Origin of the sequence: Longimonas sp., assembly GCF_040409695.1 — a bacterium.
Taxonomy (GTDB): domain Bacteria; phylum Bacteroidota; class Rhodothermia; order Rhodothermales; family Salinibacteraceae; genus Longimonas.
On record NZ_JARWGJ010000054.1, the window covers coordinates 15179 to 38896 of the forward strand.

Genomic DNA, 23718 nt, shown 5'->3' on the forward strand with positions numbered 1-23718 from the left:
AGTCCTACTTTGAGGGTTCTACCGGACACGTTGAGAGTCCAACGATCCGGTACAGGGGACAAAAACTAACGGCACCGGTGAAGATGAACGCCACTGCTACAACGCCCAGGACTGCTGCCCAGGTGCCGCCGATCACGCCTGTTGCGTACATCACGCCAATTGACACCGCAATCACGATGCGCAGCGCACGATCTATCGTTCCCATATTCGTAGTCATAACCAGGTAGGTCCGTTTGTTGTAACAAGCAAGAGAACGTTGTTTTAACGAAGGTAACGGGGAAAGTTGTGCCGCGTTACGCATTTATATCGTATCGTACTTTCTTGCTTGATGCAGCACATCGGATGCAAACGCTTTCGCTCTACGCTATCGCGGCCATGTTCATTGCGGCAGGAGTCGCTCATTTCGTGAAGCCCGGCCTCTTCACGCGTATCATGCCCCCTTACCTGCCAGCGCCTAAACTACTTGTGTATGTGAGCGGAGCATTTGAAATTGCGGGCGGCGTGGGGGTTCTCGTTCCGGGCGTACAGGTCTATGCCGCATGGGGACTGATTGCACTCCTTGTAGCTGTGTTTCCGGTGCATATCTACATGGTGCAAGCACCTGAAAAGTTTGACGACATCCCGACGTGGGTGCTGTGGTTTCGGCTCCCCCTTCAGTTTGTTCTAATGGCCTGGGTATACTGGACGGTTCTTGCATAGCTACTGGTATTGCATAGCTACTGGACAGGCAGATAAGTGAAGTTGGGGGCTTATCGCGAATACCCCCCCAACAACACTGCGCCGGACCCTCCTTGCGGAGCGTCCGGCGCAGGTTTGGTCACATTCCTGAGCGGATGTGCTCTGACGCTGTGCATGCTGATAACATGCATGGCGGGATCGGGAGCATACCGCCAGAGCGTGTGATTTAGTCTTCGAGGTAGAACGTGTAGTCGCCGCTTCCGCTATACGACTCCACAACCCACAGGTAGTAGCCTGAGGACCCGCTGTAAGAAATCTCCTCATTTGAGTCAGGCGTAGTCGACGAGGCCACCTGGCTCCAGTTCCATCCGTTCCAGCGGTAGAGATACAGGTCAAAGTCTGCATCGCTCGGGCCCTGCAGGTAGCCGACTTCATTTCCATTGCCTGCGTAGTATGATCCATCCGGCTCGTACGCATCGTCGCCGGTACCGGTCAGGGTGCCGGTGTAGGCTGAGCACGAAGAGCAGGGAGCGCTCGGCGCGCTGCCTCCTCCACTGCTGCTGTCGTCGCCAAGCAGGCTATACAGCATCAGGTTCGGCGAGGTCGATCCGATTCCGGAAAGCACGCCTCCGGTTGCCGTGTTTGTGAGGGCCGAAAAGACCTGCTGCGGCGTAGCACTCGGATTCTCTTCGAGATAAAGCGCGGCGACCCCTGCTGCGTGCGGTGCTGCCATCGACGTACCGCTAATGGTGTTGACGGCGGTGTCGCTGGTATGCCAGGCCGAAGCAATGTTTGAACCCGGGGCCCAGATGTCTACGCACGAGCCAAAGTTCGAAAAGCCCGAGCGCTGGTCTGACGACGTGGTGGAGCCGACCGTGAGAGCTGCATCGACGCGAGCCGGTGAGGCGGTGCATGCATCGGTGTTGCTATTCCCTGCAGCGGCTACAACGAGAATACCGTCGTTTACAGCATTCGTTACTGCGTTATCAAGGGCCGTGCTGGCCCCGCCGCCAAGGCTCATGTTCGCCACAGCAGGAGGCTGATGATTCGCAGCAACCCAGTCGACGCCGGCAATAACGCCGTCCATGGAGCCCCCGCCATCACAGTCGAGCACGCGTACTGCGTGGAGCGTTGACCCTTTCGCAACGCCATACACAGTGCCGCCTGAGGTGCCAGCAACGTGTGTGCCGTGGCCGTTGCAGTCTTGCGCGTTCTGCCCATCGTTAAAGGCATCGGCGCTAGCTACCGCCCGCCCGCCAAAGTCGTTATGGCCGGTGCGAATGCCGGTGTCGAGAACGTAGACGTTGACGCCGGCACCGGTAGCGCTGTATGAGTAGGCGTCATCCAGCGGAAGCGTGCGCTGGTCTACGCGGTCGAGTCCCCACGGGGCATTCGTCTGCGTATCGTTTATCGCATGCACGGTCTGGTTCTGTTCGACAAAGGCGACATCGTCGCGTGCCTCAAGCGCCTGAGCGGCCTCGTCGGTGAGCTCGGCAGCGGCAAAGCCTTCAAGAGCGTGGCCGTACGTATTCAGCACGCGTGCTTCGGTCGACTGAACGGACTGCAGCACCGTTTCGGCATATCCGATGCGTTCGGCTGCGCTCTTGGCAGTTACCTGTCCTTGCTCGTAGACGACAATGTACTCACCGTCAATGGGGGTGCCAGGCTCGTTTACGCCCGGAAGCTCAGTATCAGATGGAGCATCCGCCGGTGGGGTAGCGCTCATTGTGATGGGCGATGCTTCCTCGTCAGCATCATCGGTCACAACAGATGACGAATCATCGCATCCGGCCCATACCAGAGACGCTGCAAGCAGGGCTCCAAATAAAAAAGAACGGAGTAGGGGTTGGGAGTTCATAAGGGGGATTGCATAACGCAAAAGAATAACGACAACACTCGGAGACGAAAACGACATGCGAAGCAGTAATCCGGTGGGATGCCCCGCTTTCCTCAACAAATGTTCGCATCATGTTAACCATTACGTTACACTATGTAAACCATTCATGCATGCTTACTCAAACCATCATAATTGTGGGGCGCTATCTGATTGGGCGGAAATGAACTCAATTTCTGATCTCACAAAAGCTGTCGTCTGGTAGCACACGCGACAGTCTGCACTGTTGGTACGACGCTGTTTGAGTAAGCCAAAAAAGCTGACGATGCTGCCCGTAATCACCAAAAGTACGATTCAGATAGGCTACCTATAGACGAGCTACCTATAGACGAGCTATTTACAGATGAGCTATTTACAGATGAGCTACTTCAGAGGATGCGATGTCTGACGCCTTCTCTACCGTGGTACAGAAAAATGGTGAGGCTGAGCAATATGGAAGATGGCTCATAATGATGCGTCCTGTGTGAAGCTATGCATCAACCGGGCCCAATAGCTGCGTACCGGTAGCATTCGACCCGATACGCCTTGTATATTGCAGTGCATCGCTTCGCCTCCCTTATGCCGCTTATTTGCTATGATCGACCGTTATACTCGTCCTGAAATGGACCGCCTCTGGAGCATCGAACAGCAGTTTCAGTCGTGGCTCGACGTGGAACTTGCGGCCTGCTGGGCATGGAGTGAGGTGGGAGCCATTCCGCCCGAGGATGTTGAGAGGCTCTACGAAAATGCATCGTTTGATGTCGAGCGCATTCGCGAAATAGAAAAAGAGACCAAGCACGATGTGGTGGCGTTTACCCGGGCCGTAAGCGAGACGCTCGGTCCGGAGAAGAAGTGGGTGCACTACGGCCTCACTTCGACCGACGTGGTTGATACTGCCTACATGGTGCGGATGCGGAAGGCGAATGGGCTCATCCGGTCGCAGCTCGACGGACTCATTGAGCAGCTTGCCGACCGGGCGCATGAGCACAAAGACACGCTTACGATGGGGCGCACGCATGGGGTGCATGCTGAGCCAACGACCTTTGGACTGAAGTTAGCCCGGTTCTATGACGAGATGAACCGGCATCGCAAGCGGCTCAGGCGCGCATCCGAAGAGATGCGTGTGGGTAAGCTGTCGGGTGCTGTAGGCACGTTTGCGCACATTCCGCCTGAAGTGGAACGGCTCACGTGCGAGCGGCTCGGCCTGCGTCCGGCTCCGATTTCCACACAGGTACTCTCGCGCGACCGGCATGCTAACTACCTGAGTGTGCTTGCTGGCATTGGCGCCTCTATCGAGAAGATTGCTGTAGAGATTCGGCACTTACAGCGTAGCGAAGTGCGTGAGGTAGAGGAGTCGTTCGGATCCGGTCAGAAAGGGTCGTCGGCGATGCCGCACAAGCGCAATCCGGTTGGATCCGAAAACCTGACGGGCTGCGCGCGGCTTCTGCGTGGCTACATGGTGAGCGAGTACGAGAACGTGGCGCTCTGGCATGAACGCGACATCTCGCACTCGTCGGTCGAACGCGTGGTGCTGCCAGACGCTACGACGATCACCCACTATGCGCTACGTCGCCTAAAGCGCATCATCAAAAATCTGACGGTCTATCCCGAACGCATGCGTGAAAACATGGAAGCCACGTACGGACTCTACAACAGCCAGCGTCTTATGCTGCGCCTCATCGACGCCGGGCTCTCGCGCGAGGAGGCTTACGACCGCGTGCAGCCGCTGGCCATGCAGGCGTGGGAAGAGAAACGCGCCTTTCAGGAGATCGTGCGTAGTGCCGATGCCGTTACGGAATATCTGCCGGTAGATGCCATCGACGAGGTCTTCGATCCCAGCTATCACGTGCGCAACGTAGATCTTATCTTTGAGCGTGTTGGGCTGTCATAGCCCGCGACCCTGTTGCCGGTTTACTAAACTCAGACAGGCTCCCAGCCAAACAGGCAAACGCAGAAGCGCCCCGCTCGGGTTTATCCGCAGCGGGGCGCTTGCGTTGGTAGAGGCGCTTAGTTGATACAAATGCCTAAAGGCTTGCGGTGCAGGGGACACACCATGGGCCTCTAAAAGATAGAGCGGAAGATGGCAACACCAACGGCGATGACGATGGCGTTGGCCAGCGCGATGGGCAGCAGCTTCTTCCAGCCGAGCTCCATAAGCTGATTATACTTGAAGCGGGGGAACGTCCACCGCACCCAGATGAAGAGGAACGCAAAGAAGGCTACTTTCACCATCAGCGATGCAAACTGCAAGAGGGCAAGCCAGATGCTGCCTTCGAGTGCCGGAATCGCTTCAAGGAGCAGCGGCTGGAACGGAATGAGATAGCCGCCGAAGAAGAGCGTCACGATAATGAACGACGCCACAAACCAGTTCACGTACTCAGCCAGGAAGAACATACCGAACTTCATGCCGCTGTACTCGGTGTGGTAGCCGCCAACCAGCTCTTGCTCGGCTTCGGGCAGGTCAAACGGAGCGCGATTCGTCTCGGCAAAAGCCGTCACGATAAAGATGATACACCCGATGGGATTGCGGAATACGTTCCACCCGAGCAGGGCCCATCCGCTGGCCTGGTCTTCGACGATGCCCGATAGGCTCATCGTACCGGCAATGATCACAACCGATATTACGGCCAGGCCCATTGACAGCTCATACGAGATCATCTGCGCGGCAGAACGCAGACCGCCAAGAAGCGAGTACTTGCTGTTTGAGCTCCAGCCCCCAAGCGTAATACCGTATACGGTGATTGAAGTGAGCGCCAGCACGAGTAGCACACCGACCTCCACATCCAGAAGCACAACGCCCTCGGCGAATGGGATCAGTGCCGCTACGCTCATGGCAATGACAACCATCAGCACAGGAGCCAGCGCGTGAATGAACGTGTTTGACGCTGCCGGACGGATGTCCTCCTTCATCACGAACTTCAGCACGTCTGCAAATGGCTGCAGGATGCCGAACGGACCCACCCGGTTCGGACCGGGCCGGTTCTGCATGAATCCGGACACGCGACGCTCGGCATACACGAGCACCGACGCCGAAAGCAACATCGCATTCACTACGAGGAATGCAAATATAAAGGTGGAGAGCAGCGGGTATTCCATAACGGCAAGGTTGGTTCGACAGAGTTCGCAGGAGGGCTGCGAACAGACTGGACGTAGATCACTAACCTACAAGCCGTATAGGCTGCGTGCAAACATGATGTGCTGCTCGTGGAGCCGCTGCCCGGCTAAAATCGGTGTTTTCGGAGAGAGTTCACCATGCAAAACAGCCGCACTTTCAGGCTTCACGATCAGACTGCATTGCCGCACTGCATTGCCGCACTGCATTGCGGTGTCTCTGTTATTCGCGACATCACAAAGCCTGGGTGTGCTCCACAATCGGTGCGGGCGCTATGCTCTAAGCGCCGAAGCAGCTGACGTGCGTAGCGGAGCCGTCTGCTGCTGCGCATACGACTGCAGGGCGCGAAGGGCCTCCGCATCCAGAATGAGTAGCTGGTCTAAGCCCTTGCCGGCACGCAAGATTACCGCCTCAGGAGCATGGTCGCGCAAGCACTTCAGTACGGCTTTACGCGTCATGTTGAAAGAACGGGCAAACTGGCAGAGCTGCCCCATGATCTCGCCGTCTTCTGCCACGCGAATTGGTTCAGATGGACAATCCATAGTTCAAGCCTCTTATTGGTTTGTGGAGATTCAGTTAGCATATTGGGCAGTAACCGTGCCACACCGCTTATGCCGGCTTGCTGCCACTATGTAGACGCGCTTTGTTCTCGGTTCGTTACGCGGCCCACCGGTACGAAGCCTCTACATGCGGGGCGAGCACGTTGCGCAGCCGCTTGCGAGCACGGTGCAGACGCACACGCGCATTGCCCGGTGTGATATCTAACTCACGAGCGACCTCTTCAGTAGACAGTTCGTCGAGGTCGCGCATCGCAATGATCTCGCGATACGAGCGGGGAAGCTCCGACAGCGCCTCATAAAGCAGCTCTTTCTCCTCGCTATGCACCGCATCTCCGGCGGGCGACGTGTATGAGAGCGCGCCAAATGCCGATCCGTGCGTGTCTGATACCATGCGGTTCAGCGCGTCGTCTTCAACGTGAGCGTAGCGATCATCGGTGCGCCCGCGCTGCAGGGCTACATTCTTCGCAATACTGTAAAGCCAGGTCGTAATCTTCGAGGCGCCTTTGAACCGGGGCGCGCTTCGAATCGCCTGGAAAAATGTTTCCTGAAGCAGGTCCTGGGCCGTTTCTGTGTTGCGAGAGTAGCGCTGCAGCACCCCCAGGATGTATTGCCGGTTGCCGTAAATCCACCGCTCAATTGCAGCAGGGGCCCGGTCACGAAATGCAGAGAGCTGCTCTGCAGACAGGCGCTGCGACGCGCTGGGAGACGAAACGTTTGGGGCTGAGGGAGGCATATCCATAACCAAAATCAGGGGCAGATGAAAAAGTGCTTGGTTGCGTCACCCCTCATATAAAACAACTTCGTGCCAGACCGGTCACATAGTGATTTTTAATCATTCATAACATTGTTTATAAACAACTTATAAATAATAATATTGTGTTAAGGGAAGATGCGAGGGATCTGCATTATGTCGATATATCAACACCTGCGTCAGCATGTCGACACGTTCAGAGGCACGGGTCTCGAAGGCGTACCGCTACGTTTTCAGTTGCCAGGTTTGGCGCGCACGCGCTAACAATCTCCATAGCTGCCCCCGCAGCTGCGCTGGTGCTCAAATAGGGCCAGAAGCTGGCGGGTACGTATCCCGTCAGTACATGTCCAGCCCGTAGGCCAAACGAGACGCATGCAAAAGGCCATGCACTGCACACCCGTGATATTGCGGTTCGCAAGCGTTGGGCAAGCAGACAACCCGATGGTCTCTGCTGTCGTACGCTATATTGGCTCTATGCATGAGAGCCAGTGTAACGCCACCCGTAGTGGCAACACGCATGCAACGTGCGCACAGCGCTGCTATCATCCTCCTGCTAACTTCATCTGTATACAGACAATGGCTGGTCGTGAAGCGACTCTCAGCGAGAAGTCGGCAACCACGCCTGATTACCAGGCGCTGTACGACACCGCGCCCGTTGCATACTTTTCCGTATCGCCGGGCGGGTACATTCAGATGCTGAACCAGTACGCATCCGAGCTGCTGGGCTATGAACGCGACGCGCTCATCGGGATGTCGCCACTCATCCTGTATGCGGATACGCCGAGCGGGCGCGAGAAGGCCAAAGCGGTGCTTGCCAACGCACAGTCGGGCACATCTGTTGAAAAAGAAGAACTGCGCATGCGGCGGTCAGACGGCACCCTGCTCTGGGTACAGCTAACCGTCCGCCCGGTAAAAGACGAAGCGGGGCGTATCCAGCGCTTCCAGTCGATCGTAACGGATATTACGGAGCGAAAAAACGCCCGAGAAAAGCTGCGCGCCGCACAGAGTGCGCTTGAGGAGCGGGTCGAAAGCCGAACAGCCGAACTGCGGCGTGTCAACGAAGAGCTGCGGTCTGAGGTGGCTGAGCGGCGCGCGATCCAGGAGCAGCAACAGCGTCAGCTGGCTGCGATGGATGCTGCCATGGCAGGCATGTCGATCCATGAACCTGACGGCACGTTCCGGTATGCCAACCAGGCGCATGCTACCATCTATGGCTATGACGCCCCCGACGAGCTTATCGGGCGGTCGTGGCGCATCCTTTATGAGGAAAGCGAACAAGCCTACATTGAGAATGCGGTCTTTCCGGTTCTTGAGCAGGGCAACAAGTGGAGCGGCGAGTTAACCGGACTGCGCCGCGATGGAAGCACGTTTCCTGCCTATCTGACGCTTACACCGCTTGACGATGGGGGGCTAACGTGCATCTGTGAGGACATCACCGACCGCAAGGAGCGTGAACAGCGCCTGGAGCTTTACACACGGCGCCTGGAGGTGCTGCGCGATATCGATCAGGCCATCTTGCAGGCGCAGTCGCAGGAAGAGATCGCACAGGCGGCAATGGAGCGCCTGCAGCACCTCATTCCATGCAGCCGCTCAAGCGTTATACTCATTAACACAGAGGCCAACGAGGCAACGGTGCTGGCACGCCACAGCACGGCAGCTACCGAGCTTGATAGTGGAACCACGTACCCGCTCAGCGATCTGCACTTTTCCGGGGAGCAGTTGCAAGAGGGGGCGCATCTTATCGAAGACATTCGTACTGCCACGCAGACCCCTCTCATCGAGCGCCTCCAGCACGAAGGCATTCGCTCGTTCATGACCCTGCCGATGCAGATCGACGCGACGGTGCTGGGTACGGTGAACCTGGGCGCCGAATCGCCACGCTGCTTCACCGAGCAAGAGCAACGCATCGCCAAAGAGGTGACCGACCAGCTGACTATTGCCCTGCGACAGGCGCAATTACTGGATCAGGTGCAACAGCAGACCGAGCGCCTGGAGCAACGCGTCGAAGAGCGCACCAAGGAACTGGAGTCGTTTACCTATTCGGTATCGCATGACCTGCGCACGCCGTTGCGAGCAGTAGACGGATTCTCACGCATGCTGCTGGATGCGCACAGTGATCAGCTCGACGAGGAAGGGCAGCGTCTGCTTGGCATTGTCGTGGAAAGCGCCCAACGCATGGGACAGCTCATCGATGACCTGCTTGCACTCTCGCGCCTCGGCAGCCGCGAGATGCGTGCCGGATCAATCGATATGGAGGCACTGGTCGACGATGTAATCAGCGAGCTTAAGCGGGCCCACCCCAACCGCGACATCGTGTTTGAACGTGCTCCCCTGCCTGATACCTGTGGCGACCGGTCGATGGTACGACAGGCGCTCACAAACCTGCTTTCGAACGCAGTAAAGTTTACACGTGGGGAGGCGCCGGCACGCATCCACATTACGCATGACCCCGATGCCGCCGACCCCACCTATGTAGTCGAGGATAACGGAGCCGGATTCGACATGAACTATGCCGACAAACTATTCGGAGTGTTTCAGCGTCTGCACGACGAGGGTAGCTTCGAGGGCACCGGGGTAGGTCTTGCTATCGTAGAGCGTGTTGTGCATCGCCACGGTGGTCGCGTATGGGCCACAGGGCACGTTGGAAAAGGCGCTACGTTCTCCTTCTCACTCCCCACGGAAACGAAGCTTGCTACCTGACAGGTTCTGTCTCCTGACAGGGTTTTCCTGGCAAGCATCTCCTACATGCCTCTCATGTTGCCAGAAGTATCTTACCGAATATTATATGAGCCGTTCTATATTGCTGGTTGAAGACCAGCCCTACGATGCCGAACTCACCTTGCGGGCCCTGCGCGGGCTTGGGCTCGATGAGCAGGTGCATCATCTGCGCGATGGGGCGGAGGCCCTCCACTACCTCTTTGAAGAAGAGCATCCGCCCAGTACCATGCCGCCTAAGCTCATCCTGCTCGATCTCAAACTGCCCAGGGTAAGCGGACTGGAGCTGCTGGCGGCGCTCAAAGAGGATGAGCGTACGCAGTGCATCCCGGTCATTGCGCTTACGTCGTCGCAGGAGCAGCAAGACGTGCATCGCTGTTATGACCTGGGCGTAAACAGCTACGTGGTAAAGCCGGTGGACTTCGCAGAGTTTACCGAGACGGTGCAGCAGATTGGCCGTTACTGGACTACGATGAATCAAACGGTCTGTTGAGTAAGACGTTTTTCAGATAGAACTCGCCTACACGCAGAGCCCTTGTTCGGTATGTCTGACCCGCTTGCTTCTTGGGATGCGCTCGATGTGCTGCTGTTGGAAGACGTAGACACCGATGCCGCACTCATCCGCCACCAGTTGCAGTCCGACGGGCTGTCTGGCACGGTACGCCGCGCCGACTCAAAGTCAGCGTTCATTGCCGAGCTGAGAGCGGCTGTCCCTGATATCGTGCTGTCCGACTACTCGCTGCCGGCTTTTGACGGGCTGGCTGCGCTTCGTTTTGTGCAGGCGTGCTGCCCCGATGTGCCGGTTGTGTTCGTGTCGGGAGCGATTGGAGAGGAACGGGCCATCGAAACGCTCAAACAGGGCGCAACCGATTACGTCCTCAAAGACACGCTTTCGCGGCTGGGGCCGGCGGTGCGGCGCGCGCTACGCGAGGCCGAGGAGCGGCGGGCACGTCAGCAGGCCGAGGCTGCGCTTCAGCAGGCCCACGACAGGCTGGAGCAGACCGTGCAGGAACGCACCGCCGCGCTGCGCGAGAGCCAGCAGCGCCTGTCAACGATCGTCGACTCGGCCATCGACGCTATCATAAATATCGACAGCGAGCGCACCATCACGCTTTTCAACCCGGCTGCTGAGTCTATCTTTGCATGCAGCGCTGAAGCGGCCGTGGGTGCTCCGCTCACCCGCTTCCTGACGCAAGACTTTGCTGCGCTGCTCGATGACTATCTGGAGCAGCAGCCAGATGCAGACGGGCGATACCTGGCCGCATCCGAAGGCATTCAGGCACGCCGTACTTCCGGTGAGACGTTTCCAGTCGAAGCGACGCTGAGCCCGCTCCCGCTCCCCGGCGGAGCCATGCAGCATCTGCTCATCCTGCGTGATATCGACGCCCGGGCGCGCGCCGAGGCCGCTGTCTCGCAGCTTGCCTCCGAGAAAGCCTACCTGCAAGAGGAGATCCGTAGCGAGCGAGGATTTGAGACAATCGTTGGCACGTCGCCTCCCATGCAAGAGGTGTTTACGGCCATCGACCAGGTGGCTGCAACCGACACCACCGTGCTCGTCTGTGGCGAAACCGGAACCGGCAAAGAGCTGGTTGCCCGTGCCGTACACGACCGCAGTCCACGTGCCGACAATGTGCTGGTGAAGGTGAACTGCTCTGCGCTCTCCAGCGACCTGATCGAGAGCGAGCTGTTCGGACACGAGAAGGGGGCGTTCACCGGAGCGTCGGAGCAGCGCATCGGGCGCTTCGAGCTGGCTGATGGGGGCACGCTCTTCCTCGACGAGATCGGAGAGCTGGCGATGTCTACGCAGTCTAAGCTGCTCCGTGCGCTGCAAGAGCAGGAGTTCGAGCGCGTGGGGGGAAGCCGCACAATCCAGGTGGATACGCGGATCATTGCAGCTACCAATGTCGACCTCGAACAGGCTGTTGAGGAAGGACGGTTCCGGTCGGATCTCTACTTCCGGCTCAACATCTTCCCGATCATGCTCCCCCCGCTGAGCGAGCGCGGCGGCGACATCCCGCTGCTGGTCGACCACTTCCGGCAGCTTTTCTCCCAGCGCATGGGGAAGTCGATCGAAGGGGTTAGCCGCAGCGCAATGGCCGTGCTCAAAACATACGACTGGCCGGGCAATGTGCGCGAGCTGGCAAACATCATGGAGCGTGCGGTAATTCTGGCACAGGGCCCGATGATCCGCGCCGACAACCTCTCGATTTCGCAAGCGCCGCAGCCGGTGCCGGGCGATGCGGCATTCCCAACCCTGAAGGAGGCGCAGCGCAACCACATTGTGCAGGCGCTGCAAGCGACCGGCGGCACCGTAGGGGGCGACAACGGCGCCGCAGCGCTTCTTGACATAAAGCGTACGACGCTGCTCTCGCGCATGAAGCGCCTGGGCATCGATGCGGATGCATACCGCGCATAGCCCACGATGCGTTTTCAGTCGGAGCCTAATACATCGCCTCCGACCGAGCCTGGTCGTGGTGGGCGTTCATAAACGCGACCATGCGGGGGGCGTACTCCGTCAGCGACGGACACGTGATTCCGGTGCCTGCAAGTGCTTCCTCAACACGGCGCGTGTCGTAATGCACTTCGTGGTCGAAATAGTCGATAAGCTCCGGCGCGATGCCCAGGTAGCGTCCAGCTGCCGTGCCCATTACTCCTCGTGCGAATGAAGGGCCAACGGGGAGGTAGGCCACATGCATATCGAGCTGATCCACAAACGTCTCCATGATCTGCTGTGTGGACAGCGCATTCGGGTCGGTCAGATGAAACGTAGTGCCATTGTGCGCTGGAGTACGCATCAAATGCGCCATGGCGTTAATCACGTAATCGACGGGGGTTAAGTGAACCGGGGCGGTGCCGTCGCCTACGCGCGCCATCACAGTATACCGTGGCAGGCGCTGCAGGGCACGCAAGATAAAGTACGGCCCGTCGAACTTGTCGGTCTCGCCGGTCTGTGAATCGCCCACCACGATGCCTGGACGAAAAACCATGGTCGGCACGGTATCCATGTGTTCACGCACGAGCACCTCAGCATGGTACTTCGTTTCCTCGTAAAAATTTTTAAAGCCGGTGTTGTGTGTCAGTTCGTCTTCGAGGACGCGCCCTTTGCGCTTTCCAGATACATAGGCGGTACTTACATACCCAAACGTTTGCAACTGCGGTGCGGAAGCCATACAATCAAGCACATGTTGCGTGCCCGTTACGTTAACCCGCCAGCCAATATCGCGCGGGATCGTGAGGTCATAGACGGCAGCGAGATGAACAGCGTGTGTTATGGAGCGAGCAATTGACCCATAGTCATCTCCAAGCCCGAGATCCGGTTTCGTGATGTCGCCCGGGTAGACGGTTGCCCGGTCGGTCAGGTCAATGCGCTGTAATACCGTGTGTGCTTTGGCTTCAAACTTGGGCTGTACCAGCAGAGCAAACTGCAGCGAAGGGTCGTGCGCGGCCATGGTTTCGACCAGTCGCGTGCCCAGAAACCCCGGAAATCCCGTAAGAAAGAGCATGAAAAGAGCGGCGTTTGGAATGGACGTACGAACAGAGAGTACAGGTACTCGCGTCACCGGCACCTGAAACTTCAGGCATGTGGTTCGCGGAGCATTTTCAAGCGCTGCTTCGTGCTGTAAGCGCTTTTTATACCCGTTGAACCCGCTGCCGCATTTTCGGTTCACCTTTTGTCCACGTAGTCGTGCACTGCACGCAAGCAAGTGCACCTGATTCCATAGAGGCTCTCTTATGCCTTCTCCCTTGCAGACATCATCATCGACTGGGTCAACCGGATCAGCTCGGTTGGACGCAGATGCGCGTTCCTCGCTGAACGGGCAGACGCCGGGTGAGCATGTCCAGGCCGATGCAGCATCTTCGGAGGGGAACGGCCCGACCGATGCAGCGCACGCTGCGCACGATGAAGAGGAGAATAAGGCCTCCCCTGAGTCAGACGCAGAGCAGCGCTCACCACTTGCAGACTTTGACCCACTGGCTCCTTACCGGGGCGCGGTGCGCCGCTTTTTTGTGGTGTATCGTCATGTGGTTGGTCTGCTCATGGGCGGACACATCGCCTACGTGCGATCGCTTCCTAAGGTGCAAAAGCGAGGGATGCGGTCGCTCGGAAAGCGCATGCTGTCGTGGGTCCTGCGTCCACTTGTCAACCGCTCGCTGGTTGACCTGCCGTTTCCGGTACAGCTGCGGAAGCGCCTGGAGATGCTCGGGCCCACGTTTACCAAGCTGGGGCAGATTCTGGCCATTCGCGAAGACCTGCTCCCCCCGTCCATCACGCGTGAGCTGGAGAGCCTGATGGACCACCTGCCGCCCATTCCATTTGTGCAGGTGCGCGACATCATCGAGCGTGACCTGGGGGCGCCTGTTGACGAGCTGTTTGCAGAGCTTAGCAATAAGCCGCTCGGATCAGCCTCTATCGCACAGGCCCACCGGGCTACAACGATCGAAGGCGATGACGTGGTCATCAAGGTGATCAAGCCGGGCATCCGCGAAATCATAAAGTCGGACCTGAAGCTGCTGGAGTTTTTCGGGATCTTTCTGAACTGGATCATCCCACAGTACCGCCCGCGACAGATTATCGAAGAGTTCAGTGCATACACCGAGCGTGAGGTTGATTACTCGTTCGAGGCGACCAACGCGGAGGTGTTTGCTGCTAACTTTAGCGATATGCCCGACGTGGTCTTTCCCACGATCTACCGTGAGCTGAGCTCCGACGATGTGCTCACCATGCAGTTTATCGACGGCATCCGTCCGGGATCGCCCGAGTCGCTCCAGCTTTCGCCCGAAGATCGCGAGCGTGTCATCGATCTCGGGTCGGCAGCGATCATCCGTATGCTCTACAAAGACGGGTTTTTTCATGCCGATCTGCACGCAGGCAACCTGAAGATCATCGAAGGCGGCCCCGACGACCCGGTTAAGGTCGGATTCATCGACATGGGCATGGTCGGGCGGTTCAGTCCGCAGGTGAAGCGGCGCCTGCTGTACTACTACTACGCCCTGGTACGGGGCGATGTCGAGAACGTAGCGCGTTACCTGCTCGACATCGCACGCATCGGTGAGGGCGGCGACCCGCAGGGCTTTCGGCGGGCGGTGTCTGACCTCTCGCGCTACTTTGCGAGCCAGGGGCAGACGGGCAACATCAGCATCGCCCAGCTCATCCTGGAGTCGCTCAGTCTGGGCGGACGCTACCGCGTCTTCTTTCCGGTGGAGATGACGCTCATGGTGAAGGCGCTCGTTACATTTGAAGGCGTAGGGCGCACCATGAAGCCCGATCTCGACGTGGTAGCGGTGTCGCAGCGCCACGTGCGTTCTATCTTCCGCGAACGGTTCGATCCGCGCACGCTGGGACGCGAGTTCTTCAGCAACGCCCCGGAACTGATTGACGCAATCGTGCAGATGCCCCGTCTCATGACGTCGAGCGTGGCGTATGTGGAGGAGCGTCTCGACGACCGCACGCCTACAGCCGACCCGTTCCCGGGCTTGCGTGGCAGCATCCTTGGGGGCGCCTGTATCATCGGAGGCGCACTGGGCGTGGTGCAGGGCGGTCCTATCTGGCTCTGGCTCTCGCTCTTCATTATTGGATTTGCACTTGCCCTGTTTAAGACGTGACGTCTCGCTTTCGCTCCCTGTTCATTCAACGCTCGGTCTACCGGTTGCTGCATGGCTAATGACTCTGACTTTACGATCGACATTACGCTCGACCCCAAGGACCTCGAGGAGCTGTTTGAGCCGTTCGATCCGTGGCGGCATGAGGCGCACATGCCCTCAGGGCCGGCGCCCGACCTGGAACGTACCGACGTGCCCCACGACCCGACCGACTGGGGGTACCTATACAGCTTGATTGACGGGTTCATGGGCGACGTGATCGACCGCTACTTTCGGGCGAAGCTCGTTGGTCACGAGAAGATCCCTGACGAAGGTCCGCTCATCCTGGCGCCCAACCACAGCGGCAATGCGTTCCCGCACGACGCAATTGTGCTCGATGCCGCGCTGTGGCGCGCCTCCGGCTACACCAAGGCCGGTAAGTTTCGCAGCGTGTATACGCCACAGCTTGCCGCAACCTGGTGGATGCGCCCATACGACCTCGACAACTGGTGGCGGCGGGGCGGCGGGGTAGACATGACGTTTACCAATTACGACAAGCTTCTGGCGCGTGGCGACCGGGTGATCTACTATCCGGAAGGAGTCCCCGGCATCGGAAAGGGGTTTACGCGGCGCTATCAGCTGCAGCATTTCCACTCCAGCTTCGTCGTACTCGCTGCGAAGCACGATGCCCCGGTCTATCCGGTTAGCGTTGTGAATGCCGAGTGGGTCAACCCGACCAGCGTTACGTTTGAGACGCTCGACCGCATCGTTCAGAAAGTGCTCGGCATCCCCTTTCTGCCGCTCCCCATTGCCCCGCTGGCTCTGCTTTTCCCGTTCATATTCTACCTGGCGTTCCCGTGCCAGATGACATTTGTCGTACAGAAGCCAGTAAACGTGCGGCAGATGCTGCGCGAAGAGGGATGCGAAGACGTAACGGCGCCCAGCCGCGACACGGTGCTCCGTGTAGCCAGGCGGATCCAGGAGCGCTCGCAGCAGCACCTCGACGAAGCGGTTGACACGTATGGCGATAAGCCGTACGACTGGGAGGGGCTCAGGCGTGAGATGAACAAAGTAAAGGGGCGCCGCCTGCGCACAACCCCGCTCGGCTGGCCGATCTCCTTTGTTACCCACGAACGCGACCGGGAGCGTCCGGCAGCACGGAGCTGGCTACATAAGATCTTGCGTGACCTCGACATTGCAGCGTGGTATATGCCGTTCGGGTGGTTCCTGATTGCACTCATCCGCAAGCTTCGCAAGCCGCCCTACGGCTACCGCGGGCTCAGCAAAAAAGAGAAGCGCCGCCGCCAGGGCTCGTACCGGTGGTCACTCGAAGACCGTCCGCTTCCACCGCGTCCGGCTACGGGGATAACCCCGAAAGAGCATCCGGCGTCAGACGACGGAGTGGACCGCAGTGATTCGACAGCGACGTGACAGGGGCTGGACGTGGACAGGGGCTACCAGAGGCGTGGTGTAGCCCTCACACAACTCGTTGGTGCGTAGAGGCGACTCTAAACGTGTAGGCTACGAACGTGTAAGCGGCGCAAACGCGCCAACTGCCCGTCTCTTTGCTATACTTGTTGCTATACTTGCCACGCTGCGCCATTCCAGGCCATGCCACGCTACGGTGCGTTGAGTCTGCAGTTCGAGAGCGCCTATTGCGATACTCGCGGTTGTTAGCTCGTATGATGCAGCTACGAGGCTGGCTGCTGCATACGTAGCTGTTCGAGCACCAGGTCGAGCCGGTCGAGCACCTGGTTGGTCTCATGCATGACCGACTGTGCGGTAGAGCGCGACACGGGTTCGCTGAAGAGTGTGCGCCGCGTATCCGTAAGCACGTCAAGCCGAAGGCGGAGTCCGTGGCGCTGCAGTTTCTTTTGAAGGGCTGGCGCCTGGTTGCGCAGGTAGCGCCGTGTCGCCTGGTAGGCGTGCTCACACACCTCGTGGCGGTTGCGAAAGCTGAAGATGTTCGAGAAGAACATGCGCGTGTCGTCGTATTCTGGTTCGATGAGCACCAGATCGGCATCGGGATGCGTGTGCGCGTACTTTTTGAATCCAGTTGTCTTACGCGAATCGACGATAGCGCGGAAGGTCTGCGAGAGTACAGCTGGGAGCCCGTGGTCGACCAGTCCATGCTCGTTGAGCAGGCGGTTGGCGTGCTCTTTCAGCTGAATGTTAACAGGTACGATCGGGTTGATGCAGAACAGCAGGTCTGCTCCCTCATCGAGAGCCACGCTGGCATGCACAGTGCGACGTGCTACCCCATCAATGTAATACTCCCCATCGATTTCAACCGGGCAGTAGAGTCCGGGCAGTGCAGTGCTGGCCTGTACGGCTTTCGATATCGGCACATGGTCGCGTCCGGGTTCGCCAAACACGGCAATCTCCGACGAATCGAGATGCATGGTCACGATGCGCAGCTTCGTGCGCAGCTCGCGGAAGTCGTTGGTGCGTTCAGGAGGTGTAAGCGCCTGGGCTAAGAAGTGATGCAGGGGTTCGTTCTCAAAGAGCCCCGTAGGTACCACCGACCCAAACGTTGAGAGCAGTCCGACAACCGAGAGGTCGGTCGGATGCGTAGCGAAGTAGCGCAGCGTGCGCCAGAGGGCGCCCGGGAAGCGCAGGAGGCGCTGGGCATACTCGCGCAGCGCCGGGCTGAACATCACTTCGGGCTTCACATTCAGCCGCGGATCTTCGTCCACTTCCGATACAATGGCCTGGCTTAAGGTGCGGGCCGGCACGCCGTTGGCAAGCAACGAACTGATCAGCGCCCCCGAACTGACCCCTACATAGGTATCCAGCTCGTGCAGTGAGAGTCCGTCGATGGCCTCGTCGAGTGCGCACAGCGCCCCAACTTCGTAGATGGCTCCTTCGACCACCCCCCCTGCACAGGCGAGTCCGACCGAAGACGTAGCGGCAGTAGTCATGCAAACTTCGGGATAATAAATAAACAGTGAGCCTATGGATCTATTGTGAAAGCGGTTCCAGCGGACAGGCGTTAGGGTGGATTGGACAAGGTGTGTTTATCGCTCTTGTTACGTGTCTCTCATGGTGCACCTCGTGGGTGAAGCCAGGAGGAGGGGAGACGCTGGAAGAATGCGCTTGTGTGGCCGTCGGTTATGGTGAAGGAGGTGTGCTCTCGGATGACGAAGCGTTGCCTTCTTCAGAGACCGCTCCGTTCTGGGGAGAGGGGCGGTCGATCGCATCCAACAGCGTAGCGAGCTTCTGCTCGGCTTCGTGCAGCTGATTGCGTAGCGTGTCGAGCTCGTCGGCGCGTGGGCCATGCAGCAGCCGACCAAGGCGATCGAGAGAGTGCTCGACCAGGTCGTCTACGCGAACCCGAAGCTGGTCGAACCCTGCGTCAAGCGCGGCGCCGCTCTGGCGGAGCAGCTTATGCAGCACCTCGGCGGATATAGGCTGATGGCCCTGCTTGCCCTCTGCCAGAATGATCTGGGTGAGGGTCTGCGCCGTCAGGTCTTGCCCGGTCGACTGATCAACGACCTCCACCGTTTCGCCCGCCCGCACCAGCTCGGCGATGTCGCTTAGCGACACATACGCGCTGGCCTCGGTGTCATAGAGCTTGCGATTCTCATAGCGTTTGATCAAGCGAGCCATAAGAGAGCAATTGAAGACAAATGACTAAACAATTATGATTATGTAGTTTTGATTATGCAGTGGCCTGTTCGGTTGTAGTGTGCTGCGTTTAACTATTGCTCTTAACTATTGCTCTGTTGTTGCAGTGCAGTCAGTGCAATGTGTGGAGGATGCGCGCTTTTTGGCCCTACGTGGATGCGGAGGACACCGCAAGGTATATCCACGGGGCTGTGTTGCGTGTTGGCGTAACGGGTCGTACGAACCCGCTGTACGACCCGAAGCAGCGTGTTGCATGAAGGGGGGGAGGCCCTTCCAGATCGCACAACCAATGAATAACGCACTGCGTCACCACAGGGGAAACGTAAGACGCATGGGCGGACGGTGTGATCCAGGTGCATGCTGGAAGCGCCAGCCGGCGAACCTAAATCTCGATTGGCTTGTTCAGTCTTGCCCCGAATAGATCCAGACTGCTTCTGCTCTAACGATGCCCTGAGTCACGACGGTGTCCTGAACCAAGGCACTGTCGAATAGGGGTAGTATCGAATAAGATTGTACTGAAGCAAGAAGCAAGCATTGTACCTGTCTCGTACCACCCTGATTTATGGCCCACGCCCCATCTCCAGTAGAGGAAGAACTGATTCAGGAATTTGGCAACATCTACGAGTCGCACGGACTAAAGCGGCTTCAGGGATTGATCGTTGGCCTGCTGCTTACGCAGCGCGATCCTGCGTCGCTCGACGATATGGTTAACCTGCTCGGGCATTCGAAAGGACCGATTTCTATTTCGGTACGCCGCCTGGCTGATATAGGCGTGGTGCGCAAGGTTGACGGTCCGGTGAACCGGCGTAACTACTACGTGGCGCATCCCGACATCTTCTATAACAACTTCAAGTTTAACATGGCTACGGTGCGCCGCAACCGGTCGCTGGCCGAGCGATACCTAAACCGCATACGAAGCAACGAGGTAACCAACAGCGAGACCGTCAAGAATCTGGAGCATATGCACGCCTTCTACCAGCTTATGGAGTCGTTTTATCAGGACTTTTCGAAGCGGTGGGAAGAGGTGAAGCAGGCACGACTTGCCGACGCTGACGCACAGAACCAGGCTGTAGAAGAATCAACAAGCTAATCGATATGCGCTAATCGATGTGCAATGAACATCGGCGTGGGCATATCGGCGTAGAGACAGCGGCGTAAGAGCATACGCGTACGCAGCCCCCCGATATACCTGGCGAGGGCAGATAACTACTCGTAGATGCGCGTACGGAACGATCGCTCGGCACCACCGGGCGCAGCGAACACATCAAACTTCACACGCCCGAGCGTGCGGCCGTCCTCGGTTTCGACATCGACGCGCCAGGTGCCCGGTTGAATATTGCTTTTGAACGTGTAGCCACGAAACCCCTCGATGCGTCCGCCGCGCACGGTATAGGGGATACGGTCGGTTGTCTGCCACACGATGCCCTCATTGGTTTCACGACGCTGCTGCCAGCGATGCACGACGTCTGTTTGTAACGTAGTCGGGGCAAAGATAGCGGCAAAGAAGTAGACGCGGTCGCCTTCTGCATATGCGAAGGGCGTGCTGCTGCGTCGCCAGAAACGCGTCCAGGGCGGCGTTTCGTAGGTAAGCGCATACCCTTCAGAGGTCACCTCTACCTCATGGTAGATGTTGCCTGCCTGCATGGAGAGGGGAACCGGTGGGATCCAGTTCTTGGTGTAGGCGATGTTCATCCCGACAAACAGGGCCAGCATTACGGCGGCTACGCCCCCCACTTGCTGCATCGATTCGAACACGTTCCACCGTTCGAGAAGCAGAGCCAGCCCGCCCACGAGGGCCATACTGAGAAGTCCGCCCGCCACAAACAGCCCATAGCTCATGCTACCCACCAAAATGGGCAGGAAGAAAGTGAAGAAGCAGAAGAGCGCCAGAAAATAGAGCCCCAGCATCAGGTACAGGTTGATGGAGTCGCGCCAGAGAAACTCGTTAGCAACGAGGACGGCAACGAGCACCACCAGGAAGACGGCGGATGCGGTCAGGGAGGCGCTGCGGGTGAAGTAGACCACGTATGCGCTAAAAAGCCCGCCCATGAAAAACTGAACGCCGGCATTGGAGAACGGCTCAATCGTTGTCAGGAAGGGGCGGGCGGGTAAGCGGTGTACTACCCGCAGGGCCGCCAGCACAATGCATCCCCCCAACAGCACGATATAGGCTGCCAGGATCAGATTATCGACGGCATGGTCAATCTGGCGCAGCGTAAGCACATCCCACAGCACCCCACCTCCGAAAAACACCGCCGGTGCGATGTCGGCATAGCGCGTATACAGGCGGCGCGTCCAGCGATAGTAGCGGTTCCGCTCCAGGTAATGAGACCAGCGCATCCACCGGTTCGAGGCGGCTGGTGCTGAAGAAGGATTCATGCGGTTGAGTAGGGAGCGGAGAAATACAGGACGGATGGTAGGCCGCGAACGAGCTATCAGGGGCTGTTACGCAGCCGTGTAGTGGCGCAGCAGGTCTTTGGTTGTAATGATACCAACCAGCTTTTTGCCCTCTACAACCGGGAGGGCCGAGATAGCCTCTGTGAGGAGCAGGTGGGCTGCTTTTTCAGGAGGGGTATCGGGTGTTATTGTTTTGGGGTTCTTGTTCATCAGTTTGCGGGTCGGGTAGGCCAGCGTGCGCACGTCGCGTTGCGTCTCTGCGTTGGTATTCAGGAACGGGCTCAGCGCCTGAAGTACATCTCGGTTAGAAAGCACGCCTTTGAGCACGCCATCTTTGACCACCACGAGGTGGCGAAATCCGTGTTGCTTGAGCAGCTTCTGCACTTCGAGGAGGGGCGTTTCGGGCAGTACGCTCACGACATCGCGGGTCATAATTGCTTCTACGGTATCCATAAATGGCGGCGTTTAAAAAATTAGGAGGATGCGAAAAGCCACGCGGCCGGCATGGCCTGCGGGACGAAAACGTATGACGAAAACGTATACGGTTGGGCTATACGAAGGCTATTATCTAAAGCTATTGTCTGATGTCGAGTGCTGCAATAGGAGGAGGGCGTAAAACGCACAGATCGTACGCTTTTACGCCAGAATCTACATCGGAATCCAAAAGGCGATGATAGGTCCCCCAAGGGTAACAATGAGCACCAGCGCTACGAGTCCGATGAGGGAGCCAGCGCGCACGAAGTCGTTGGTGTTGCACACGCCGCTGGCGTAGGCAATCGCGTTTGGGGGCGTGCTTACCGGCAGGGCCATTGATACCGAGGCGGCCAGTGCGATGCTGATGGCTACGTGTATCGGATCGAGGGTGCTGGCTGCTCCCATAGCAAGCGCTACGCCAATAGGAACCAGCAGGTTAGCCGCGGCGGTGTTTGACATGAGCGTACTTACCAGCACAGTGGTTACAGCCAGCGCAAGGATAACAAACGGCCCTCCGGCGGGCACAAACCCGACGATCACCTCGTCGAGTCCGGTACTCTGCATGCCGGTGCCAAGAGCAATACCGCCTGCAATGAGAATCAGGATGTTCCATTCGAGGCTGTCGAAGTCGGCCTGCGTAAGCAATCCGGTAGCGGTGAATGCGACCACGGGCAAGAGAGCTACAACCGCAGTCGGCAGCCCGTGCCAGCGGTCGGTGCACCACAGCACGATAGTGACTACCATGACGGTGAGCACAAAGATGCTACGGGCATCGAGAGAGGAGGCGTCGGCGTTCATCGTTACGGAGCTACGCTCGGGTGGATACATCCACCGCAGCACAACCCATGAAAGCAGCAGGAGGCCGGTAGCCAGGGGGACGGCAACAACCATCCACTCTAAAAACGAAACGGGATAGCCAGCGCTATTCAAGAAGCCGACTGCAACCGCATTGGGGGGCGAAGAGATCGGCGTACCCATGCCGCCGATATTCGCAGCGAAGGGAACGGAGAGCACGAGTCCGACCCGTAGCGGATCGGCTTTGTCGATCCCGGCAATCATAGGCGTAACCAGGGTAATCATCATGGCCGTAGCGGCGGTGTTGCTCATCCACATGGAGAACACTGCGGTGATCGCCATGAGGCCGAGCATGACGTTGCCGGGGCGGGTGCCGAAGCCCCGCAAGACGAGCTTGGCCAGCGTGCGGTCTACGCCTTCTTTAACAGCGGCTCGTGCAATAATAAACCCTCCCAGAAAGAGAATGATAATGGGATCGGCGATGGGCGCCAGAAAGGTCTCATAAGAGGGCGTCGGGCCTTCGGAAAACCCCAGACCAGGCCAGTTGCCTGGATTGGCCAGCAAGATGATCTCAAGCCCGATGATGAGCAAGGCAGTCGCAAAAAGAGGTAGCGCCTCGGTCGCCCAGAGGAGCGCTGCGGCCACAAAGATACCGGCCATCAGTGCCGTTTCGCGGGGCAGGGTGTCGGCGGTGAGGTAGACGACGAGCAGGGCTGCCAGCAGCGCCAGAATCCCGATCACGACGTTGCGTGATTGCAGCGGACGGCGTATCGAGAGGATGACGCGGATTGCGCGGTCGCGTGCAATCTCGGCTTTGAGAGAGGAGCGGCTCCACAGGTGGCGAAGTCGCCGGTCGGTGCGCCGCAGTAGCTCGGCGGCCGGATCCGCTACGACCTCCTTGATAGAATCTACCGTGTCAGCTGCAAAGTCCCCAATCGGATGGGCGCGGTCGTTGCTATCATCGCCACGACGGTTTGAGCCGGACCCAGCCGGTTTAGAAGAGTTCGCATCAGGAGGTCGGTCAGAAGGCGTTTCAGGCATGGCAGCGGTGCAGGGGCGGTGCGCGGGTCAGAATGAGACCGAAACGATTTCAATGCTACATTGGGGGAGGCGATATTGCAGGTCGGTTAGCGGAAGCTTTATGCTGTGCAGTGCG

The 23718-nt window shown here is 58.3% G+C and carries 19 protein-coding genes; 8 read left to right on the forward strand and 11 right to left on the reverse strand.

The window, feature by feature from the left end; all coding sequences use genetic code 11:
* Positions 1-4: 4 nt before the first annotated feature.
* Complete coding sequence (locus tag PPP56_RS02965; protein WP_353562544.1) at positions 5-217, reverse strand: YgaP family membrane protein; 213 nt, start codon at positions 215-217, stop codon at positions 5-7.
* Positions 218-342: 125 nt separating this feature from the next.
* Between PPP56_RS02965 and PPP56_RS02970 the strand changes: the two genes are divergently transcribed.
* Positions 343-699, forward strand: a complete 357-nt coding sequence (locus PPP56_RS02970) for a DoxX family protein (protein ID WP_353562545.1) — start codon at positions 343-345, stop codon at positions 697-699.
* Between the two features lie 205 nt (positions 700-904).
* Here PPP56_RS02970 and PPP56_RS02975 read toward each other — a convergent pair whose 3' ends face one another.
* Positions 905-2536 carry a S8 family peptidase gene (locus tag PPP56_RS02975; RefSeq protein WP_353562546.1) on the reverse strand — a complete coding sequence of 544 codons (1632 nt, stop codon included), beginning with the start codon at positions 2534-2536 and terminating at the stop codon, positions 905-907.
* Between the two features lie 610 nt (positions 2537-3146).
* Between PPP56_RS02975 and purB the strand changes: the two genes are divergently transcribed.
* Positions 3147-4442 (forward strand): adenylosuccinate lyase, encoded by a 1296-nt coding sequence (purB, locus tag PPP56_RS02980; RefSeq protein WP_353562547.1) that lies wholly within the window; start codon positions 3147-3149, stop codon positions 4440-4442.
* 170 nt (positions 4443-4612) lie between these two features.
* On the opposite strand, the gene nuoH is transcribed toward purB, so the two are convergent.
* The 3 genes from nuoH to PPP56_RS02995 all read right to left on the reverse strand — a co-directional run bounded on the left by nuoH (position 4613) and on the right by PPP56_RS02995 (position 6956).
* On the reverse strand, positions 4613-5647 hold the full coding sequence (gene nuoH / locus PPP56_RS02985; protein ID WP_353562548.1) for an NADH-quinone oxidoreductase subunit NuoH: 1035 nt from the start codon (positions 5645-5647) through the stop codon (positions 4613-4615).
* Between the two features lie 288 nt (positions 5648-5935).
* Positions 5936-6205 (reverse strand): hypothetical protein, encoded by a 270-nt coding sequence (locus tag PPP56_RS02990; protein WP_353562549.1) that lies wholly within the window; start codon positions 6203-6205, stop codon positions 5936-5938.
* A 115-nt stretch (positions 6206-6320) separates the two neighbouring features.
* Positions 6321-6956 (reverse strand): RNA polymerase sigma factor, encoded by a 636-nt coding sequence (locus PPP56_RS02995; protein ID WP_353562550.1) that lies wholly within the window; start codon positions 6954-6956, stop codon positions 6321-6323.
* A gap of 594 nt (positions 6957-7550) precedes the next feature.
* Here PPP56_RS02995 and PPP56_RS03000 point away from each other — a divergent pair.
* The 3 genes from PPP56_RS03000 to PPP56_RS03010 all read left to right on the forward strand — a co-directional run bounded on the left by PPP56_RS03000 (position 7551) and on the right by PPP56_RS03010 (position 12105).
* A complete protein-coding gene (locus PPP56_RS03000; RefSeq protein ID WP_353562551.1) occupies positions 7551-9674 on the forward strand; it encodes a PAS domain-containing sensor histidine kinase in 2124 nt (707 codons plus the stop codon).
* A gap of 85 nt (positions 9675-9759) precedes the next feature.
* On the forward strand, positions 9760-10182 hold the full coding sequence (locus tag PPP56_RS03005) for a response regulator (RefSeq protein WP_353562552.1): 423 nt from the start codon (positions 9760-9762) through the stop codon (positions 10180-10182).
* A 51-nt stretch (positions 10183-10233) separates the two neighbouring features.
* Positions 10234-12105: a sigma 54-interacting transcriptional regulator gene (locus PPP56_RS03010; RefSeq protein ID WP_353562553.1), complete on the forward strand. Its 1872-nt coding sequence runs from the start codon at positions 10234-10236 to the stop codon at positions 12103-12105.
* Positions 12106-12130: 25 nt separating this feature from the next.
* On the opposite strand, the gene PPP56_RS03015 is transcribed toward PPP56_RS03010, so the two are convergent.
* Positions 12131-13192, reverse strand: a complete 1062-nt coding sequence (locus tag PPP56_RS03015) for an SDR family oxidoreductase (RefSeq protein WP_353562554.1) — start codon at positions 13190-13192, stop codon at positions 12131-12133.
* Positions 13193-13421: 229 nt separating this feature from the next.
* Between PPP56_RS03015 and PPP56_RS03020 the strand changes: the two genes are divergently transcribed.
* Together PPP56_RS03020 and PPP56_RS03025 are read left to right on the forward strand one after the other, a co-directional pair.
* A complete protein-coding gene (locus tag PPP56_RS03020; protein WP_353562555.1) occupies positions 13422-15293 on the forward strand; it encodes an ABC1 kinase family protein in 1872 nt (623 codons plus the stop codon).
* Between the two features lie 51 nt (positions 15294-15344).
* Entirely contained in the window at positions 15345-16700 is a 1356-nt protein-coding gene (locus tag PPP56_RS03025) for a 1-acyl-sn-glycerol-3-phosphate acyltransferase (RefSeq protein ID WP_353562556.1), read from the forward strand.
* A gap of 260 nt (positions 16701-16960) precedes the next feature.
* Here PPP56_RS03025 and PPP56_RS03030 read toward each other — a convergent pair whose 3' ends face one another.
* Positions 16961-18190 (reverse strand): patatin-like phospholipase family protein, encoded by a 1230-nt coding sequence (locus tag PPP56_RS03030; RefSeq protein ID WP_353562557.1) that lies wholly within the window; start codon positions 18188-18190, stop codon positions 16961-16963.
* 190 nt (positions 18191-18380) lie between these two features.
* Positions 18381-18878: a polyhydroxyalkanoate synthesis regulator DNA-binding domain-containing protein gene (locus PPP56_RS03035; protein WP_353562558.1), complete on the reverse strand. Its 498-nt coding sequence runs from the start codon at positions 18876-18878 to the stop codon at positions 18381-18383.
* 580 nt (positions 18879-19458) lie between these two features.
* Between PPP56_RS03035 and PPP56_RS03040 the strand changes: the two genes are divergently transcribed.
* Positions 19459-19986 carry a GbsR/MarR family transcriptional regulator gene (locus tag PPP56_RS03040; RefSeq protein ID WP_353562559.1) on the forward strand — a complete coding sequence of 176 codons (528 nt, stop codon included), beginning with the start codon at positions 19459-19461 and terminating at the stop codon, positions 19984-19986.
* Positions 19987-20102: 116 nt separating this feature from the next.
* Here the strand turns inward: PPP56_RS03040 and PPP56_RS03045 are convergent, their stop codons facing one another.
* The 3 genes from PPP56_RS03045 to PPP56_RS03055 form a co-directional block, all read right to left on the reverse strand.
* Positions 20103-21275: a DUF2914 domain-containing protein gene (locus tag PPP56_RS03045; RefSeq protein ID WP_353562560.1), complete on the reverse strand. Its 1173-nt coding sequence runs from the start codon at positions 21273-21275 to the stop codon at positions 20103-20105.
* A gap of 66 nt (positions 21276-21341) precedes the next feature.
* Positions 21342-21746 carry a CBS domain-containing protein gene (locus PPP56_RS03050; RefSeq protein ID WP_353562561.1) on the reverse strand — a complete coding sequence of 135 codons (405 nt, stop codon included), beginning with the start codon at positions 21744-21746 and terminating at the stop codon, positions 21342-21344.
* 195 nt (positions 21747-21941) lie between these two features.
* Positions 21942-23603: an SLC13 family permease gene (locus PPP56_RS03055; RefSeq protein ID WP_353562562.1), complete on the reverse strand. Its 1662-nt coding sequence runs from the start codon at positions 23601-23603 to the stop codon at positions 21942-21944.
* Between the last annotated feature and the right edge of the window lie 115 nt (positions 23604-23718).

Excerpts from the sequence above, each read along its gene's own strand:
- PPP56_RS03005 (WP_353562552.1), top strand. The coding sequence starts at position 9,760 with ATGAGCCGTTCTATATTGCTGGTTGAAGACCAGCCCTACGATGCCGAA.
- PPP56_RS03030 (WP_353562557.1), bottom strand. The coding sequence starts at position 18,190 with ATGACTACTGCCGCTACGTCTTCGGTCGGACTCGCCTGTGCAGGGGGG.
- purB (WP_353562547.1), top strand. The coding sequence starts at position 3,147 with ATGATCGACCGTTATACTCGTCCTGAAATGGACCGCCTCTGGAGCATC.
- PPP56_RS02990 (WP_353562549.1), bottom strand. The coding sequence starts at position 6,205 with ATGGATTGTCCATCTGAACCAATTCGCGTGGCAGAAGACGGCGAGATC.
- PPP56_RS03015 (WP_353562554.1), bottom strand. The coding sequence starts at position 13,192 with ATGCTCTTTCTTACGGGATTTCCGGGGTTTCTGGGCACGCGACTGGTC.
- PPP56_RS03050 (WP_353562561.1), bottom strand. The coding sequence starts at position 21,746 with ATGGATACCGTAGAAGCAATTATGACCCGCGATGTCGTGAGCGTACTG.
- PPP56_RS03035 (WP_353562558.1), bottom strand. The coding sequence starts at position 18,878 with ATGGCTCGCTTGATCAAACGCTATGAGAATCGCAAGCTCTATGACACC.
- PPP56_RS03055 (WP_353562562.1), bottom strand. The coding sequence starts at position 23,603 with ATGCCTGAAACGCCTTCTGACCGACCTCCTGATGCGAACTCTTCTAAA.
- PPP56_RS02965 (WP_353562544.1), bottom strand. The coding sequence starts at position 217 with ATGACTACGAATATGGGAACGATAGATCGTGCGCTGCGCATCGTGATT.
- PPP56_RS03045 (WP_353562560.1), bottom strand. The coding sequence starts at position 21,275 with ATGAATCCTTCTTCAGCACCAGCCGCCTCGAACCGGTGGATGCGCTGG.
- PPP56_RS03000 (WP_353562551.1), top strand. The coding sequence starts at position 7,551 with ATGGCTGGTCGTGAAGCGACTCTCAGCGAGAAGTCGGCAACCACGCCT.
- PPP56_RS02970 (WP_353562545.1), top strand. The coding sequence starts at position 343 with ATGCAAACGCTTTCGCTCTACGCTATCGCGGCCATGTTCATTGCGGCA.
- PPP56_RS03010 (WP_353562553.1), top strand. The coding sequence starts at position 10,234 with ATGTCTGACCCGCTTGCTTCTTGGGATGCGCTCGATGTGCTGCTGTTG.
- PPP56_RS03040 (WP_353562559.1), top strand. The coding sequence starts at position 19,459 with ATGGCCCACGCCCCATCTCCAGTAGAGGAAGAACTGATTCAGGAATTT.
- nuoH (WP_353562548.1), bottom strand. The coding sequence starts at position 5,647 with ATGGAATACCCGCTGCTCTCCACCTTTATATTTGCATTCCTCGTAGTG.
- PPP56_RS03020 (WP_353562555.1), top strand. The coding sequence starts at position 13,422 with ATGCCTTCTCCCTTGCAGACATCATCATCGACTGGGTCAACCGGATCA.
- PPP56_RS02975 (WP_353562546.1), bottom strand. The coding sequence starts at position 2,536 with ATGAACTCCCAACCCCTACTCCGTTCTTTTTTATTTGGAGCCCTGCTT.
- PPP56_RS02995 (WP_353562550.1), bottom strand. The coding sequence starts at position 6,956 with ATGCCTCCCTCAGCCCCAAACGTTTCGTCTCCCAGCGCGTCGCAGCGC.
- PPP56_RS03025 (WP_353562556.1), top strand. The coding sequence starts at position 15,345 with ATGGCTAATGACTCTGACTTTACGATCGACATTACGCTCGACCCCAAG.